This window comes from Xanthomonas sp. 60 (assembly GCF_011761925.1).
The window spans coordinates 490434-506664 of record NZ_JAASQW010000001.1 but is presented as its reverse complement, the minus strand read 5'-3'; the positions used below and the strand labels follow the sequence as shown (position 1 = coordinate 506664).

General features: G+C 64.8%; 13 protein-coding genes and 7 tRNA genes. 4 read left to right on the top strand and 16 right to left on the bottom strand.

The genetic code is table 11. The annotated features are described in order from the left end of the window. Positions 1-182: 182 nt before the first annotated feature. Entirely contained in the window at positions 183-1091 is a 909-nt protein-coding gene (locus tag FHY09_RS02395; RefSeq protein ID WP_166923759.1) for a hypothetical protein, read from the top strand. 405 nt (positions 1092-1496) lie between these two features. Here the strand turns inward: FHY09_RS02395 and FHY09_RS02390 are convergent. Further along, positions 1497-1587, bottom strand: a tRNA-Ser gene (locus tag FHY09_RS02390). 164 nt (positions 1588-1751) lie between these two features. Here FHY09_RS02390 and FHY09_RS02385 point away from each other — a divergent pair. Beyond that, positions 1752-2456, top strand: a complete 705-nt coding sequence (locus tag FHY09_RS02385) for a protein phosphatase 2C domain-containing protein (RefSeq protein WP_166924357.1) — start codon at positions 1752-1754, stop codon at positions 2454-2456. A gap of 41 nt (positions 2457-2497) precedes the next feature. Here FHY09_RS02385 and dnaQ read toward each other — a convergent pair whose 3' ends face one another. Genes dnaQ through FHY09_RS02370 form a run of 3 tightly spaced genes read right to left on the bottom strand, consistent with a single transcriptional unit; the run spans position 2498 to position 4356 of the window. Further along, positions 2498-3226 carry a DNA polymerase III subunit epsilon gene (dnaQ, locus tag FHY09_RS02380; RefSeq protein ID WP_166923757.1) on the bottom strand — a complete coding sequence of 243 codons (729 nt, stop codon included), beginning with the start codon at positions 3224-3226 and terminating at the stop codon, positions 2498-2500. Positions 3227-3230: 4 nt separating this feature from the next. Then, the gene (rnhA, locus tag FHY09_RS02375) at positions 3231-3686 is read right to left on the bottom strand and encodes a ribonuclease HI (RefSeq protein WP_166923755.1); all 456 of its coding nucleotides are present in this window, start codon (positions 3684-3686) and stop codon (positions 3231-3233) included. Next, positions 3673-4356, bottom strand: coding sequence for a methyltransferase domain-containing protein (locus FHY09_RS02370; protein WP_166923753.1), 684 nt, complete (start codon positions 4354-4356; stop codon positions 3673-3675). Before FHY09_RS02370 ends, rnhA begins: the two co-directional genes overlap by 14 nt. Before the next feature lie 12 nt (positions 4357-4368). On the opposite strand from FHY09_RS02370, the gene gloB reads away from it, so the two are divergent. Both gloB and FHY09_RS02360 read left to right on the top strand, forming a co-directional pair. Beyond that, positions 4369-5133: a hydroxyacylglutathione hydrolase gene (gloB, locus tag FHY09_RS02365; RefSeq protein ID WP_166923751.1), complete on the top strand. Its 765-nt coding sequence runs from the start codon at positions 4369-4371 to the stop codon at positions 5131-5133. Further along, positions 5130-6362: a lytic transglycosylase domain-containing protein gene (locus FHY09_RS02360; RefSeq protein ID WP_166923749.1), complete on the top strand. Its 1233-nt coding sequence runs from the start codon at positions 5130-5132 to the stop codon at positions 6360-6362. The genes gloB and FHY09_RS02360 overlap by 4 nt, the downstream gene beginning before the upstream one ends. 177 nt (positions 6363-6539) lie before the next feature. On the opposite strand, the gene FHY09_RS02355 is transcribed toward FHY09_RS02360, so the two are convergent. The 12 genes from FHY09_RS02355 to FHY09_RS02300 form a co-directional block, all read right to left on the bottom strand. Beyond that, positions 6540-8498 carry a peptidyl-prolyl cis-trans isomerase gene (locus FHY09_RS02355; protein WP_166923747.1) on the bottom strand — a complete coding sequence of 653 codons (1959 nt, stop codon included), beginning with the start codon at positions 8496-8498 and terminating at the stop codon, positions 6540-6542. Between the two features lie 178 nt (positions 8499-8676). Continuing rightward, a tRNA-Asp gene (locus FHY09_RS02350) sits at positions 8677-8753 on the bottom strand. Between the two features lie 105 nt (positions 8754-8858). After that, positions 8859-8935: transfer RNA gene (locus FHY09_RS02345), tRNA-Asp, on the bottom strand. 83 nt (positions 8936-9018) lie between these two features. Next, a tRNA-Asp gene (locus FHY09_RS02340) sits at positions 9019-9095 on the bottom strand. A 27-nt stretch (positions 9096-9122) separates the two neighbouring features. Next, positions 9123-9197, bottom strand: a tRNA-Val gene (locus FHY09_RS02335). An 11-nt stretch (positions 9198-9208) separates the two neighbouring features. After that, positions 9209-9481: an HU family DNA-binding protein gene (locus tag FHY09_RS02330; RefSeq protein WP_166923745.1), complete on the bottom strand. Its 273-nt coding sequence runs from the start codon at positions 9479-9481 to the stop codon at positions 9209-9211. A gap of 205 nt (positions 9482-9686) precedes the next feature. After that, positions 9687-12149, bottom strand: coding sequence for an endopeptidase La (lon, locus tag FHY09_RS02325; protein WP_166923743.1), 2463 nt, complete (start codon positions 12147-12149; stop codon positions 9687-9689). Positions 12150-12290: 141 nt separating this feature from the next. Beyond that, complete coding sequence (gene clpX / locus FHY09_RS02320) at positions 12291-13580, bottom strand: ATP-dependent Clp protease ATP-binding subunit ClpX (RefSeq protein ID WP_166923741.1); 1290 nt, start codon at positions 13578-13580, stop codon at positions 12291-12293. Positions 13581-13705: 125 nt separating this feature from the next. Next, positions 13706-14332, bottom strand: a complete 627-nt coding sequence (gene clpP, locus FHY09_RS02315) for an ATP-dependent Clp endopeptidase proteolytic subunit ClpP (RefSeq protein ID WP_166923739.1) — start codon at positions 14330-14332, stop codon at positions 13706-13708. Between the two features lie 73 nt (positions 14333-14405). Further along, positions 14406-15701, bottom strand: coding sequence for a trigger factor (gene tig, locus FHY09_RS02310; protein ID WP_166923737.1), 1296 nt, complete (start codon positions 15699-15701; stop codon positions 14406-14408). 155 nt (positions 15702-15856) lie between these two features. Beyond that, positions 15857-15941 (bottom strand) — tRNA-Leu (locus FHY09_RS02305). A gap of 141 nt (positions 15942-16082) precedes the next feature. Beyond that, positions 16083-16158: transfer RNA gene (locus tag FHY09_RS02300), tRNA-Lys, on the bottom strand. Between the last annotated feature and the right edge of the window lie 73 nt (positions 16159-16231).

Genomic DNA, 16231 nt, shown 5'->3' with positions numbered 1-16231 from the left:
ATAGGAGTGGCGCTGGCTGACGGCTGGCATGCTGCAAGCTGTTGATTCACGCAGATGGAGTTTCCCTCCGTACCCATCAGATCCTTCTGGTCAAATCAGGCCACATGCCTTTCTAGCCCTAATCTATTTCCAGCTAGATTTGCGCGGCCTGTCACAACCAACTTGAACAAAATGGAATGAGGATGAAGCACAAGTCTACCTTGCTTCTCATGCTTGGAGTAATGGCTCCCACCTGCTTCATGGCGTATTTTGGCCAAGAACATAGCAGCGCCCGCGCAACCGGCCAGAGACTGGAACATTCCAACGCTGAAGCTTTTTCATCCACGGGCAAACAACACCGCGCCCTCTTAGTGGAAGGCTCGATTGAAGCGCCCGAACATCAGATTGATCCCACGGTTTTTCGACCACTTGGCCCAAAGGCGTACCAGATCTCGAGACTGGATGATGCCCGCCCTCCTGGCGATGCCATTGCCTACGTCCAGAACCTCATACCCCGGTCGGAAGCTGGCGATTCGTTGGCAACATTCAACATTTACCTCGCCCTGACTGATTGCCAGAATTACCTGACGAAGGATCCTTATCGCATGGCCGCGGTGGAGGTGCCAGGAGATGCAATGCTTGCAAACCTCGAGAAAATCGAACGGAAAATCTCAGAGTGTGCGCCACTTTCGCTTGAGCACGAGATCACCCAGAAAAAATGGCTTGAGATTGCGGCCCGGCAGGGATCGATTGAAGCGAAGATATATTACTCGATCAACCCCAATTCCATCATTGGTGATGGCGCGGAAAGGTTGGCGAATCCGATCAAGGTGGACGAATGGAAGGAAAGATCGCTTCTCTATCTGAGAGAATCCGCCGGCACTGGAAATCTGGATGCAATCGCCCGCCTCTCCAGCGCCCATGAGAATGGAATCATCGCCGAACACAGTCCGGTACTGGCCTATGCCTATGCACTCACAGCGAACAGGATCAAACCCGATTCAGTCGGACGCGCGTGGATACAGAACATGGAAGACACTCTCTCAAATAGAGAGCGTGAAACTGCAGCATCGCTCGCTCGCAGCATCTATCGATCCTGCTGCACCCTTTGAAATGAAACAATGATAACGATTGCCATGAAAACGTTTTTCAAAATTTCAGGAGTCGCAGCAGCCGTCGTCCGTGCGGGCTTGGACGCCGCCAGGAGGCGGCAGTGGCGGTGGCGGTGGCGGTGAAAGCGGCAACACCGGCAGTGGCGGCCGAGGCACGAACCTTGGCGGGTCGGGGGGCTGCGTCAGGAACTGCACCGGCACAGTCACGGTGAAGCCATTCCGTGAGAATCCCCGATAGCTCACCTCAAGGTTCGGTGCTGGCTGCGCAGTAACGGCCAACCCGCCGATCCAGCCAGAAGAAAAGGTGAGCTGAGGGGGCCGTGCACGACCTCTTGCCAAGCAGCTGGGCGAGCGCACAAACAGAAACGCCCGCAAGTCATTGACTGGCGGGCGCTTCGTTCAATCTGGCGGAGAGGGGGGGATTCGAACCCCCGAGGCGCTATAAACGCCTGCCTGATTTCGAGTCAGGTACATTCAACCGCTCTGCCACCTCTCCGTGTTCCCCGGCGAACCGGGGACGCGCATGATACGGCGCCACGCGAACTTTCACAAGCCATCGGCAGCAGGAAGATGACACTGCGCTGACCGTGGTGCTTGCCCGATGTCCGGTGCGCGCCGATGATGCCCTCCTCCCCTGTAGTGACCCCCACGCGCGCACCCATGATCGAGTTCGGACACCTGACCCATCCCGGCCTGCGCCGCTCGCTCAACGAGGACACTTACTACGGTGACGGCGAGATGGCGCTGTGGCTCGTGGCCGATGGCATGGGGGGTCACGCCAGCGGGGAAGTGGCCAGCGCACTGGCGCGCGAGACGATCGTGCGCGAAGTCCGCCGTGGCGTCACGCTGGTACAGGCCATCCGCACGGCCGATGAAGAGATCATCCGCGCCTCCCGCCGGCGCAACGCGGGCCTGCCGATGGGCACCACGGTGGTCGCCCTGCGCGTTCAGGGCAACCGCTACGAAGTGGCATGGGTCGGCGACAGCCGGGCATATCTCTGGCGCGACGGCCAGCTCGCGCAGCTCAGCCAGGACCACAGCGTGGCCCAGGAAATGGTCGCCCAGGGCGACCTGACCGCCGAGCAGGCGCGGGCGCATCCGCACCGCAACGTGGTCACCCAGGCGTTGGGAGTGACCGACCCGGTGCACCTCAATGTGGCCACGACCACCGGAGAACTGCGTCCGGGCGTACAGCTGCTGCTCTGCACCGATGGCCTGACCGAAGAAGTGGACGACCGCGCGATCGGCCGCACGCTCGCCTTCGATGACGCCAGCGCGCAGGAGTGCGTGGACATGCTGGTGGCCGCCGCACTGGACGGCGGCGGCTCGGACAACATCACCGCCGTGCTCGTGCGCTGTCACTGAAGACCCGCACCGGCGCTACCCGTCCAGCCGGGCCAAACGGCTCAGGCGACGGCCGATTCCTCCACCCGCTCGCCGTCCCACAGCGCATGGCCCGCCTTCTTGCGCAGCCGTTCCAGCCGCGCTGCATGCGCTTCCAGTTCCGAAGGCGTGGCCTGCACGCGGGGACGGGGCAGCAGTCGCGCCGGATCGAAGGCCATGCCCGCCCCTGCCCCGCCCTCGCCTGCATCGGCCGGCGCAAAGCCGATCTCGTCCTGGCCCGACGTCAGCGCGATGTACACATCGCCGAGGATCTGCGCATCCAGCAAGGCGCCGTGCAGCGTGCGGTGGGAATTGTCCACGCCCAGCCGCTTGCACAGCGCATCCAGGGAGTTGCGCTGGCCGGGGAAGCGCTCACGCGCCAGCGCAAGTGTATCGATGACCGTGCAGCGGTCGGTCAGCTTTCCGTACTGCGGCCCCAGCAGGGCCAGCTCGTTGTCGAGGAAGCCGACGTCGAAGGCCGCGTTGTGGATGATCAGCTCGGCGCCGTCGATGTACTCCAGGAACGCGTCGGCGACCTGGGCGAACTGCGGTTTGTCGGCCAGGAACTCCAGGGTCAGCCCGGTGACTTCCTGCGCACCGGGTTCGAACTCGCAGTCCGGCTTGAGGTAATGATGGAAGTTGTTGCCGCTGGGCCGGCGCTTGAACAGCTCCACGCAGCCGATTTCGACCACGCGGTTGCCCTTCTGCCAGGCCAGGCCGGTGGTTTCGGTATCAAGGATGATCTGACGCATGGGCTCAGTTTACCGCCGCGCCCGTGCTGCGCACACGCACCGCGGCATCGCGCGCGAGCTGGTCCACGCGCTCGTTGTCCGGATCACCGGAATGTCCCTTCACCCAGCGCCAGTCGATCTGGTGGCGCAGCGTGGCCGCATGCAGGCGTTCCCAGAGCTCACGGTTCTTCACCGGCGACCCGCCGGCGGTTTTCCAGTTCTTGCGGATCCAGCCGGGGAGCCATTCGGTCAGGCCCTGCCGCACGTACTGGGAATCGGTGTAGAGCACGATCTGGCAGGGTTCGGACAGCGCCTCCAGGCCGGAAATGGCCGCCATCAGCTCCATGCGGTTGTTGGTGGTGTTCGGTTCGCCGCCGCTCAGCTCCCGCTCGTGCGCCTTGTAGCGCAGCAGGGCCGCCCAGCCGCCGGGGCCAGGGTTGCCGAGGCAGGAGCCGTCGGTGTGTACTTCAATGGTTTTCATTCGGGTCCAGAAGGGATCTTGTCATCCCCGGCGCGGCCAGCGGCGCACGCCAGCGGACCTGCAGGGGGGTGGGGCCGGGCAGCGCCAGGGTCCGTTTCTCCACGGCGAACAGACACGCTGCACGCAGCGGGGCCAGCCTGGCGTGGCGGGCGGGCGCGGCGTGCCATACCGGGCCGATGTAGCGCGATACATCGCACTCCAGCCCGAGCCGCTCCATCAGCTGGCGCAGCCGCTGCGGCGTGCGCACCACCATGCCGTGGCGCCGCCAGTGGACGCGGAACGGACTGAAGGGGTTGAGCGTGGTCAGGAACAGGCGTCCGCCGGGCATGAGCACACGCTCGCACTCGGCCAGCAGGTCGGCCGCGTCGGCGGCAGTGACATGCTGCAGCACGATGGCATTGACGCTCTCATCGGGCAGCGGCAGGGGCAGCGTGCAACGCGCGTCGCCGGCGTACCCCGCGGCGGCGCGGTGCAGGCGCAGACCGCGCCCGGTGAGCTGTGCGCCTTCCAGCCAGCGTGCGGTCGGTGCCATCCACAGCCACGGCTGGGTCGGCAGCGCCGAAAGCCGGGGCAGCAGGAGCTGCTGCTCCAGCCGGTACAGCCCTTGCGCCGGGTCGCTGTCGAACCACGGATCGAGGGTTGCTTGACGGGGGCTGTGCAGCGCGGGCATGTTCCCAATTCTATGCGACTCATCGCCCTGCCCGCATTCGCCGACAATTACATCTGGTGCCTCATCGATGACGAGGGTGCGGCGGTGGTGGTCGATCCCGGCCAGGCCGCGCCCGTGCTGGCGGCGATGGACGACGGGCTGCGTCCCCAGGCGATCCTGCTCACCCACCACCACGATGACCACATCGGCGGCGTGGCCGAGCTGCAGGCCCGCCTGCCCGGGGTGCGCGTGGTCGCACCGCACGAAGAACGCATCCCCATGGCCACTGAACGGGTCGGTGAAGGTGAACGCGTTCAGGCACTGGGGCGGGTGTTCCACGTAGTATCCGTGCCCGGGCACACCCGCAGCCATGTCGCGTTCCACACTGATGCACATCTTTTCAGTGGAGATTCGTTGTTCAGCCTGGGCTGTGGACGCCTGTTCGAAGGTACGCCCTCCCAGCTGGTCGCGACAATGCGGCGGCTGGCCGCTCTGCCTGCGCATCTGCTCCTGTGTTGCGCACACGAGTACACCGTGTCAAATGCCGTCTTCGCGCGGCATGTCGACCCCACCAACGCTGCCCTCCGGCAGCGCCATGAGGAGGCCCTGGCCATGCGCCGCGATGACCGTTCCACCCTGCCGACCACGCTGGCAGCCGAGCTTGACTGCAATCCGTTCCTGCGGACCCACACCCCTTCGATCCGTTCCGCGGTCGCCGCCCATCTGGGCCGTGCGCCAGTAGACGAGGTCGATGTCATGGCCGGATTGAGGCACTGGAAAGACGGCTTCCGCGCATGAGGCGCCGAAGTCTGCCGCTGGCCCTGGGCATCCTGCTGGGGCTCGCCGGGACCGCCGGGGCGCAATCGCTGGGTGCGGGGCTGGGCCAGAACCTGGCCGGTGCCTCCGCGCTGCCGCTGGATCCGGGCGCGCTTCCTCCCGCGACATTGCGCAATGGCCAGGACATCTTCGCCAGCTTCCGCGACGGCCTGGCCGAACCGAGCTGCGATGCCGAAGCCACCAGCCCACGCTGGCAGAAGCAGTTCGCTCACGCCCCTGCGCGCCTGGCGAACCAGAACGATGACGCGCTGGTGCTGTTCGGGTACGTGGTCGAGGAGCTGCGCAAGGCCAGCCTGCCGACCGAGTTCGCACTCATCCCCTTCGTGGAGAGTGGTTACCGCCCCAACGCACGCAGCGCGGCCGGCCCGACCGGGCTGTGGCAGTTCATCGCCACCACGGCCCGCAACCATCGCGTGCCGATGAGCGAAGGCTACGATGGCCGCCTCTCCGCAGTGGATTCCACCCAGGCGGCGGTGCGTTACCTGAAGACCCTGCATGGCATGTTTGGCGGCGACTGGCGCCTGGCGACCATGGCCTACAACTCGGGCGAGTACCGCGTGCTGCAGGCCCTGCGCAAGGGCGGCATGAACGCGACCAATGCCCGCCCTGCCGAGCTGCCGGGACTTTCGCCGGTTACCCACGCTTATGTGGAAAAGCTGCATGCCCTGGCCTGCGTGCTGGAGAGGGCTGAAGAGCAGCCGGCGGTCATGGCCTCGCTGGACCGGACCGTGCCCGTGCTGAAGACCCACACCCTGCCCGCAGGCACGAGCGTGGAGCAGTGGGCGGCACAGCGTGCGCTGGACCCGGCCCGCATTGCACGGCTGAACCCGGCCGCTGCCGTCGGCAGCCGGCGATCGCAGTCCAGCGCGGTGAACCTGCTGGCGCCGGCCAGTGCGGCCCTGGTGGGCCCTACGGAAGCCTCTGCCAGTGCCCTGGTGGCCCAGCAAGCACCTTCGCCGGATGAGGCGCCTGCGACCGCTCGTGCGCCGGCCGCACCGGCGCCGGTGGCCAGCCGCGCGGTGGCCTCGGCGGACCGCCCGCGCAACCGTCGCCATACCGTCCGCGATGGCGAGTCGGCGTGGACCATCGCACGCCGCTACGGCATGCCGGTCACGGCGCTGCTGAACCTCAACGGCCTCAACGGCAAGAGCATCATCAAGCCAGGCGCCATCCTGCGCATCGAAGACTGACAGCGCCGCCCGGGCAGCGGGACGGTCCAGCACCCCGGGGTGGTCGCAGGCGCCTGGCGCGCATTTGACCCGATCTGCGCCTGGCAAGCGCCTTCCCGCATCGTCTCCCGTACAGAAAAGGCCCGGCATCGCTGCCGGGCCTTTTCTTGTGCAGACCGCCTGCGCGGTCGTGTGCCGTCAGAGGTTCGCTTCGGTGGTCTGCACCAGGTAGCGCTTGCGGGTGCTCTTGATGAAGGCATCGGCCGCGGCCATGCCATCGAGCTGGCTCAGCTGGTCGCGCAACTGCTTGCGCTGCTCCGGCGTAACCTCTTCCAGCTTGCCCGGGGTGACCTTGTTGACCGCGAACAGGACCACGCGTCCCTGCACGTCGATCTTGCCGTAGCTCGGCTTGCCTTCGGCAGGCACCGCGGCGCTGAAGACCGCCGCATTGATCTCCGGCGTCGGCACCGGCTGGGTGCGCGGCAGGCCCGGCAGCGGGCTGACCTGCAGATTGTCACTGGCGGCAAGACTCTGCAACGTCGCCCCGCCCTTGAGCTTGGCCAGCAGGGCGTCGGCCGTCTTGTCGGCCGCCTGGCGCTGGCGATCGGCACGGATCGCGGCAATCACCGCATCACGCGCCTTGTCCAGCGGCATGGCCTGCTCGGGCGTGTGCTCGGCCACGCGGATGACCACGCTGTGGTTGCCGGCAGCATCCAGCTCGATCGGATCGCTGGCGGTACCGTCCTGCACGAGGATGTCGGAGAACGCGGCGCGCTGCACGGCGGGATTGGCAGCAATGCCGGTGGCGTTCTGGCGCGTGAACGGCCCCACGGTCTGCAGCGGCAGCTTCACCGCCGCGGCGGCCGCGGCAAGGTCGGTCGGGCTCTTGTTGACCGCATCGACCACGCGTCCGGCCAGCTCGGTGTAACCCCGCTCACTGTCGGCCTTGACCTGCTCGGCAAGCAACTGGTCCCGCACTTCCTCAAACGGCTTGCCTTCCCCGCCGCGCACTTCGCGCACCTGGATCACATGGAAGCCGAAATCGGTCTTGACCGGCCCGATGATGTCACCGGCCTTGGCACTGAAGACGGCGTCCTCGAACGGCTTCACCATCGCCCCGCGCTCCACCCAGCCAAGGTCACCGCCCTGGGCCTTGGAGCCGGTGTCGTCGGAGTTGGCGCGGGCCAGCGCGGCGAAGTCGGCGCCTGGCGCCTTCGCTTCAGCGGCCAGCTTGGCCGCCTTGGCTTCGGCACCTTCACCGGTATTGATCAGGATGTGCGAGGTCAGGCGCTGGTCCGGCGTGGCAAAGCGCGCCTTCTCATCGGCATAGCGCTTGCGCAGGGTGGCTTCGTCCGGCGCCGCCGGCGCCGGCAGTGCCCGGCCATCGATCTCCACGTATTCCAGCGTGACCGCCTCCGGCTGGCGGAAGTCGCGGGCGTGGCTGTCGTACCACTGCTTGATCTGCGCATCGGTGACCGCTGCGGTGTCGGCAGCCGGCTCGGGCAGGGTCGCCAGTTCCACATCACGGGTTTCGCCCAGCAGCTTCAGCAGGCGATCGGTCTCGGCGTTGGTGACGAAACCGGAACTCTGCAGCGCGCTCGGAATCACCGACTGCTGCAGGCTGGTGCGGACCAGATCTTCGAACATCGCCGGCGTGCGCGGCGGATTGCCACTGGCCAGCGCGATGCGATAGGTATCGCCATTGAACTTGCCATCCGGGCCGAGGAACGACGGGATGGTGGCGATGTAGTCGCGCACTGCGGCGTCACCGATCACCACGCCCGCCTGCTCACCGGCGAGGCGGACGACCTGCTCGTCCACCAGCTGGTCCAGCACCGTCAACTTGTTGTCCACACTCTCGAAGGCCCGTGGGTCGAAATCGTCACCCTGCTGCTGGCGCACGCGTGCACGCTCCTGCTCGAAGCGTTCGCGGAACTCCTGCGAGGTGATTTCGTGGTGCGTCCACAACAGGCGGACCGGCCACCAGGACGGAGCGGAGGACCACCATTTCGGTGGTGCGGACACCTTGGCCACGTTCTGCGCACCGACGCCACCGAGGTAGCTGTTGTCGATGACGAACAGGAACGGAATCATCAGCAACCCGAGGATCACGGTGACGATCCAGCCCGAGGTCTTGTCGCGAAGTTTCTGCAGCATGGGAAGGATTCAAGGCCTGGTGGCGAGCCCGGCAGTGTAACCCGCTTCACCGTGCGCTCCAAAAGGTGAGCGCGGCACGCCCAGCTCTCTGTCCCCCTGCACTGGACCGGATGCGGCCATCCCCGGTCAGCAGGCCATGAAAAAAGCCCCTGGTTTTCACCAGGGGCTTTCACTTTCATGGCGGAGCGGACGGGACTCGAACCCGCGACCTCCGGCGTGACAGGCCAGCATTCTAACCAGCTGAACTACCGCTCCGCGTCGAAACTTTGCAGGCGCCCAGTATATCCGAAGATCTCCAGGAAACCCAGCCTCGTGAACACTTTTTTCAAAGTTTTTTCACGGAGACTTAAGAAGATGCAATGGCGGAGCGGACGGGACTCGAACCCGCGACCTCCGGCGTGACAGGCCAGCATTCTAACCAGCTGAACTACCGCTCCATAGTGCAAACTTCCCTGTTTTCTACCCACCGGAGCGGGTAGAAAACAAAGCCTCCAGGTAACCCCGGAGGCCTCGTTGAAACTGGCGGAGCGGACGGGACTCGAACCCGCGACCTCCGGCGTGACAGGCCAGCATTCTAACCAGCTGAACTACCGCTCCATATTTCAAACGTTTACTGCGGTGCTGTGGTGGGTGCTGAGGGTTTCGAACCCCCGACCCTCTCCGTGTAAAGGAGACGCTCTACCACTGAGCTAAGCACCCCAGCGAGCCGCTTAGTTTACAGCATCCTTCAGGGCCTTGCCAGCCTTGAACGACGGATTCTTCGAAGCAGCGATCTTGATCGTGTCGCCGGTCTTCGGGTTGCGGCCGGTACGGGCAGCGCGGTCGCGCACCTGGAAGGTACCGAAGCCGACCAGCGTCACTGCGTCGCCGCCCTTCAGGGCCTTGGTGACGGCAGCAACGACCGCATCGACGGCGCGGGCGGACTCGGCCTTGGTCAGGTCAGCGGTCTCGGCGACGGCGTCGATCAATTCAGTCTTGTTCATTCTTTGAAGCTCCTTAAGCGGACGTTCCGCGGATTAGCCAGTGAAGCGATCGCCCGATCGTGCTCGGACGTTCGCAGTGAGGACCGGTTCGTCGAATTCGGTGCAAGCTGATTCGCGAGTGCTGCTTTTATACCAGCGGCCCTACACCCGCGCAAGGTGAAAACCCAATAACCACGCGGGTTTTCAGCCTTTCACGGATGATCGCTCAGTGCTTGACGCGGGTATTGGAGGTCGGTTTCGCCTTGCTGCGGACGGCCACACGGGGTGCGGCACGTTTCACTTTCTTCGGTGCGAGCGGACGTTCCAGCGCGATGTCCAGCACCTGCTCGATGTACTTGACGGGGACGATCTCCAGGTCGCGTGTGACGTTGGCCGGAATGTCGGCCAGGTCCTTGCGGTTCTCCTCCGGGATCAGCACCGTGCGCACGCCGCCACGCAGTGCCGCCAACAGTTTCTCCTTCAGACCGCCGATGGCCGTGACGCGGCCACGCAGCGTGATCTCGCCGGTCATCGCCACATCGGCGCGTACCGGCACCTTGGTGAGGATGGACACCAGCGAAGTGACCATCGCCGCGCCGGCACTGGGGCCGTCCTTCGGCGTGGCCCCGTCGGGCACATGCACGTGGACATCCTGCTTCTGCAGGAAGGCCGCATCGATGCCGAACTGCACCGCACGCGAGCGTACGACCGACAGCGCTGCCGACGCCGATTCCTTCATCACATTGCCGAGCTGGCCGGTCAGGATCAGCTGGCCCTTGCCCGGCACCAGCGTGGACTCGATCTGCAGCAGATCACCGCCCACTTCGGTCCACGCCAGGCCCGTCACCAGACCGATCTCGTTTTCTTCCTCGGCACGCCCGAAATCGAAGCGGCGCACGCCCAGGTAGTTGTCCACGTTGCTGCCGTCAACCACGACCAGCGCGCTCTTCTTGAGCTTGCGGCCCTTGGCCGCCTTGGGCTTGGACAGGCCTTCCGGACCGGCCAGGGCGATCTCCTTGACCACCTTGCGGCAGATCTTGGCGATCTCGCGCTCGAGGCTGCGCACGCCGGACTCGCGCGTGTAGTAGCGCACGATGTCCTGGATGGCCGCCTCCTCGATCGCAAGCTCCTCCGGCTTCAGGCCGGCCGCCTTGATCTGCTTGGGCACCAGGTAGCGCATGGCGATGTTGAGCTTCTCGTCCTCGGTGTACCCGGGGATGCGGATCACTTCCATGCGGTCCAGCAGCGGGCCGGGGATGTTGAGCGAATTGGAGGTCGCCACGAACATCACTTCGGACAGGTCCAGGTCCACTTCAAGGTAGTGGTCGTTGAACGCGTTGTTCTGCTCCGGATCCAGCACCTCCAGCAGCGCCGAGGACGGATCGCCGCGGAAGTCCATCGACATCTTGTCGATCTCGTCCAGCAGGAACAGCGCGTTCTTGCTGCCGACCTTGTTGAGGTTCTGCACGATGCGACCGGGCATGGAACCCACGTACGTCCGCCGATGACCGCGGATCTCGGCCTCATCGCGCACGCCGCCCAGGCTCATGCGCACGAACTTGCGGTTGGTGGCCTTGGCGATGGACTGGCCGAGGGAGGTCTTGCCCACGCCCGGCGGTCCCACCAGGCACAGGATCGGACCCTTCATCTGCTTCACCCGCGACTGCACCGCCAGGTACTCGAGGATGCGGTCCTTGACCTTCTCCAGGCCGTAATGGTCGGCGTCCAGCGTGTCCTGGGCGACTTTCAGGTCCTTGCGCACCTTGGTGCGCTTCTTCCACGGCACGCCCAGGATCCAGTCGAGGTAATTGCGTACCACGGCGGCTTCGGCCGACATCGGCGACATCTGCTTGAGCTTGCCCAGCTCGGCCTTCGCCTTGGTCTCCACCGGCTTGGGCATGCCGGCCTCGGCGATCTTGCGCGCCAGCTCCTCCAGCTCGCCCGGCGCGTCATCCAGGTCACCCAGTTCCTTCTGGATCGCCTTCATCTGTTCGTTGAGGTAGTACTCGCGCTGGCTCTTCTCCATCTGCGATTTGACGCGGCCACGGATGCGCTTTTCCATCTGCTGCACGTCGATCTCGCCGTCGACCAGACCGACCAGCATCTCCAGGCGCTCGCCGACCGGCAGGATCTCGAGCAGGCGCTGCTTGTCCGCCAGGCGCACGCTGATGTGCGCGGCGATGGTGTCGGCCAGCCGTGCCGGTTCGTCGATGCCGGCCAGTGTCTGCAGCAGCTCCGGCGGCAGCTTGCGGTTGGTCTTCACGTACTGCTCGAACAGCGACATCAGCGACCGGGCGATCGCTTCGATCTCACGCGCTTCGCGGCCGTCGGCGGCCTCGATCTCCACGGCGTGGCCGTACAGCGCGCCGTCACGCTCGTCGACCTGGCTGACCTGCACGCGCGACAGCCCCTCGACCAGCACCTTGATGGTGCCGTCAGGCAGCTTCAGCAACTGCAGGACCTGGGCCAGCGTGCCGACCTGGTACAGATCGGCCTCCTGCGGATCGTCGGTCTCGGCGGACTTCTGTGCCAGCAGCAGGATGCGCTTGTCCGCGTCCATCGCCTGCTCCAGCGCATGCATGGACTTGTCGCGGCCCACGAACAGCGGAATGACCATGTGCGGGAACACCACCACATCGCGCAGTGGCAGCACCGGCAGGTCAAGGGTCTCACTAGGGGAACTGGCCATGGGGGCTCCAGGAATAGAGGGATACATCGCCGGCGCATGCTTGGGCCGGCTACAAAAAAGCCGATGGCCCCGTTATGGGGCCATCGGCGTTCGGATGCAAGATGCAGGCTGGGTAACGTTCCGATCAGTCGATCGAACCGTTCACTCGGCGCCGGCTGCCTTCTGTTCAGGTGCCGCTGGCGTCTGGTAGATCAGGTACGGATCGGACTTGTGCTCGATCACCGACTCATCCACCACGACCTTGGTCACGTTCTCCTGCGACGGCAGGTCGTACATCGTATCCAGCAGCACCGATTCGACGATCGTGCGCAGGCCACGTGCACCCGTCTTGCGCTTCAGTGCCTTCTTGGCAATGGCCGAAAGCGCATCGGGACGGAACTCCAGCTCGACGTTTTCCATCTCGAACAGCTTCTTGAACTGCTTGGTGATGGCGTTCTTCGGCTCGGTGAGGATGGTGATCAGGGCGGCTTCATCCAGCTCTTCCAGCGTCGCCACCACCGGCAGGCGACCGACGAACTCCGGGATCAACCCGAACTTGATCAGGTCCTCGGGCTCCACTTCGGCCAGCAGCTTGCCGATTTCCTCCTTGCGCTCGGTGCTCTTCACCTTGGCACCGAAGCCGATGCCACCGGCGTCGTTGGAGCGCTGCTGGATCACCTTGTCGAGTCCGGCGAACGCGCCGCCGCAGATGAACAGGATGTTCTTGGTGTCGACCTGCAGGAATTCCTGCTGCGGATGCTTGCGACCGCCTTGCGGCGGCACGCTGGCCACGGTGCCTTCGATGAGCTTGAGCAACGCCTGCTGCACGCCTTCGCCGGACACATCACGTGTGATCGACGGGTTCTCGCTCTTGCGCGAGATCTTGTCGATCTCGTCGATGTACACGATGCCCTGCTGCGCCTTCTCGACGTCGTAATCACACTTCTGCAGCAGCTTCTGGATGATGTTCTCCACGTCCTCGCCCACGTAACCGGCTTCGGTCAGCGTGGTGGCGTCGGCCATGGTGAACGGCACGTTGAGCAGGCGCGCCAGCGTTTCGGCCAGCAACGTCTTGCCCGACCCCGTGGGTCCGACCATCAGGATGTTCGACTTGGCCAGTTCGACCTCGTCGTTCTTCTGACGGCTCTCGATGCGCTTGTAATGGTTGTACACAGCCACGGCCAGCGTCCGCTTGGCGCGGTTCTGCCCGATCACGTACTGATCCAGGACCTCGAGGATCTCACGCGGCTTCGGCAGCGAACTGCGCGCCGACTGGGCCTTCTCCTCGAGCTCCTCACGGATGATGTCGTTGCACAGCTCCACGCACTCATCACAGATGAATACGCTCGGCCCGGCAATGAGCTTGCGCACCTCGTGCTGGCTCTTGCCGCAGAAGGAGCAGTACAGAATCTTGCCGCTGTCCGTGGAACGACCCTGGCGGTCTTCGCTCATGCTTCGCTTACCTGGTTACCCCACCCGTGAGACGGGGGTTCAATTCGAGAATAGCACAGGGCCGGGAGGGTACCAGACCCGCCCGACCCTGCCTGTACAGTCGGAGATCGACTGGCGTACGGTCATCAACCTGCCTGGATCGAATCATCCGGACGACGCTCAAGCACCTGGTCCACCAGGCCATACGCCTGCGCGTCGACAGCGCTCTTGAAGTTGTCACGCTCGGTATCGCGCGCGATCGTCTCCAGCGACTGGCCCGTGTGCTTGGCCAGGATCTCATTCAGGCGCGAGCGCAGGGTCAGGATTTCACGGGCATGGATATCGATGTCCGTGGCCTGGCCCTGGAACCCGCCCAGCGGCTGGTGGATCATCACCCGCGAGTTCGGCAGCGCATAGCGCTTGCCTGCCGCACCGGAGGCAAGCAGCAGCGCGCCCATCGAGGCGGCCTGGCCGATGCAGATCGTGGACACATCCGGCTTGATGTACTGCATCGTGTCGTAGATCGCCATGCCGGCCGTCACGACGCCACCGGGCGAGTTGATGTAGATGCTGATGTCCTTTTCCGGGTTTTCCGCTTCAAGGAACAGCAGCTGCGCCACCACCACGTTGGCCATGTGATCGTCGATCGGCCCCACGAGGAAGATCAGGCGCTCTTTCAACAGCCGCGAGTAGATGTCATAGGCGCGCTCACCACGGGCGGTCTGTTCGACCACCATGGGAACCATGTTCAAGGCTTTGGCTCGATTATCCATCACGTGAGGCACCTGTCTTGGGGGTGTAACGCCCCCGCACCGGATGGCACGGGGGACAACATCGCTGCAGCGATCAGCCGCGGATCGCGTCCTGGAAGGACAGCTTCTCCTCGGTGTGCTGGGCGCGCTCGGCGATCCAGTCGATCACCTGCTCTTCCATCACGCGGTTCTGCAGACCCGACATGAGCTGGGGATCATTGCGGTACATCTCAATGACCTGCTCCGGCTCTTCGTAGGTCGACGCGATCAGACGCATCGTTTCATTCAGGCGCGACGGCTCCAGCTTGAGGTCGTGGCTGCGGGCGACTTCGCCCACCACCAGGCCCACCAGCACGCGCTTGGCCGCTGCCTCCTTGAAGCCTTCATGGGCATCGGCCGGCACCTGGCCCGGATCGCGGCCGCTGCGGCGGATCTGCTCGACCTGCTGGGCCAGCATCGCACGGGCTTCGTTTTCGACCAGGCGCGGCGGCATCTCCACCGAGCCATAGGCAGCGATCAGCTGCTCGCCCACTTCGCGGCGCAGACGGTTCATCAGGGCGCCCTTGAGCTCGCGCTCCAGATTGGCGCGGATGTCCTTGCGGAACTGTTCGGTGTCGCCCGCCTTCACGCCGAAGCTCTTGATGAACGCGTCATCGACGTCCGGCAGCGCCTCTTCCGAAACGCCGGCGACCTTGACCGTCACCTGCACGTTCTTGCCCGCCAGCGCAGGCACGCGCCAATCGGCCGGGAACTCGACGTCAAGCGTCTTTTCTTCGCCGGTGGCCAGGCCGGCCAGGCCCTTCTCGATGGTTTCGAACATCATGCCCTGGCCCAGGATGATGCTGCCCTTTTCCACGCCTTCGGCCGGCAGGCGCTCATCACCAACCTGCGACCAGGTCTCGACCGCGACCAGGTCGCCGTCCTTGGCACCACGGGTGACCGGCACCCAGGTGCGGCGCTGCTGACGCAGGTTTTCGATCATCTGGTCGATGTCGGCGTCTTCGATCTCAGCGGTGTGGCGCACGACGGTCAGCTTGGACACATCGATGTCGCCGAAGTCCGGCACCAGCTCCACGGTGGCCACGAACGACAGGTCACCCTGCTCGCCCTGGTCGATGCGCGGGCTGCCCACGATGCGCAGCTCATGCTCACGCACGGCGGCATCGAAAGTCTCGCGCAGCAGGCCACCGGTGATCTCCTCGCGGACCTGCTTGCCGAAGCGCTGCTCGATCACCTTGGCCGGCACCTTGCCCGGACGGAAGCCCTTGATGCGCGACGTGCGCGAAATCTCGCCCAGCCGGCCGTTCACCAGCGTCTGCAGACGGTCCTCCGGCAGCGAGAAGCTCAGGCGGCGTTCCAGGTTGCCGGTGGATTCGATCGAAGCTTGCATGTTGACTCCTGCCACCGGTGACCCCTGGCCGCCGGCACGATGTGATGGATGAATCGGTTGTTGGGACACGGCGTCAGAGGCCCGCAGGCCCGCCGCAGCCCTTTAGTTTGGCCGATAACGGGCAGCGCTGCCAGCGCGCCGCGGGTGGGCCGGGCTGGTGCGAAAGGGGGGACTCGAACCCCCACGCCTTGCGGCACTGGAACCTAAATCCAGGGCGTCTACCAATTCCGCCACTTTCGCGCACTACAGCGCCTATTGTCGCAGGCCCAGCGACCGCTTGGTAGAGCGTGCGTCGACCGCACCGGGTTCGCGCGCCGCCGCAACTCATGCCCGCCAGCCTGACAAGAAAAAAGCCACCCGGCGAACCGGGTGGCTTTCGTCTGGTGGGCCGTCAAGGATTCGAACCTTGGACCTATTGATTAAGAGTCAACTGCTCTACCAACTGAGCTAACGGCCCGAAATCGGGGGGCAAATTATCACCCGGCACCGCCATTGCACGCAAGGACTTTTTTTGCAGCACTGCCCCGCGG

Bases quoted from the DNA above. Each gene is read 5' to 3' on its own strand.
- FHY09_RS02330 (WP_166923745.1), bottom strand. From the start codon at position 9,481: ATGAACAAGACTGAATTGATCGACGCCGTCGCCGAGACCGCTGACCTG.
- FHY09_RS02370 (WP_166923753.1), bottom strand. From the start codon at position 4,356: ATGCCCGCGCTGCACAGCCCCCGTCAAGCAACCCTCGATCCGTGGTTC.
- rnhA (WP_166923755.1), bottom strand. From the start codon at position 3,686: ATGAAAACCATTGAAGTACACACCGACGGCTCCTGCCTCGGCAACCCT.
- tig (WP_166923737.1), bottom strand. From the start codon at position 15,701: ATGCAAGCTTCGATCGAATCCACCGGCAACCTGGAACGCCGCCTGAGC.
- dnaQ (WP_166923757.1), bottom strand. From the start codon at position 3,226: ATGCGTCAGATCATCCTTGATACCGAAACCACCGGCCTGGCCTGGCAG.
- lon (WP_166923743.1), bottom strand. From the start codon at position 12,149: ATGGCCAGTTCCCCTAGTGAGACCCTTGACCTGCCGGTGCTGCCACTG.
- FHY09_RS02355 (WP_166923747.1), bottom strand. From the start codon at position 8,498: ATGCTGCAGAAACTTCGCGACAAGACCTCGGGCTGGATCGTCACCGTG.
- gloB (WP_166923751.1), top strand. From the start codon at position 4,369: ATGCGACTCATCGCCCTGCCCGCATTCGCCGACAATTACATCTGGTGC.
- clpX (WP_166923741.1), bottom strand. From the start codon at position 13,580: ATGAGCGAAGACCGCCAGGGTCGTTCCACGGACAGCGGCAAGATTCTG.
- FHY09_RS02395 (WP_166923759.1), top strand. From the start codon at position 183: ATGAAGCACAAGTCTACCTTGCTTCTCATGCTTGGAGTAATGGCTCCC.
- clpP (WP_166923739.1), bottom strand. From the start codon at position 14,332: ATGGATAATCGAGCCAAAGCCTTGAACATGGTTCCCATGGTGGTCGAA.
- FHY09_RS02360 (WP_166923749.1), top strand. From the start codon at position 5,130: ATGAGGCGCCGAAGTCTGCCGCTGGCCCTGGGCATCCTGCTGGGGCTC.
- FHY09_RS02385 (WP_166924357.1), top strand. From the start codon at position 1,752: ATGATCGAGTTCGGACACCTGACCCATCCCGGCCTGCGCCGCTCGCTC.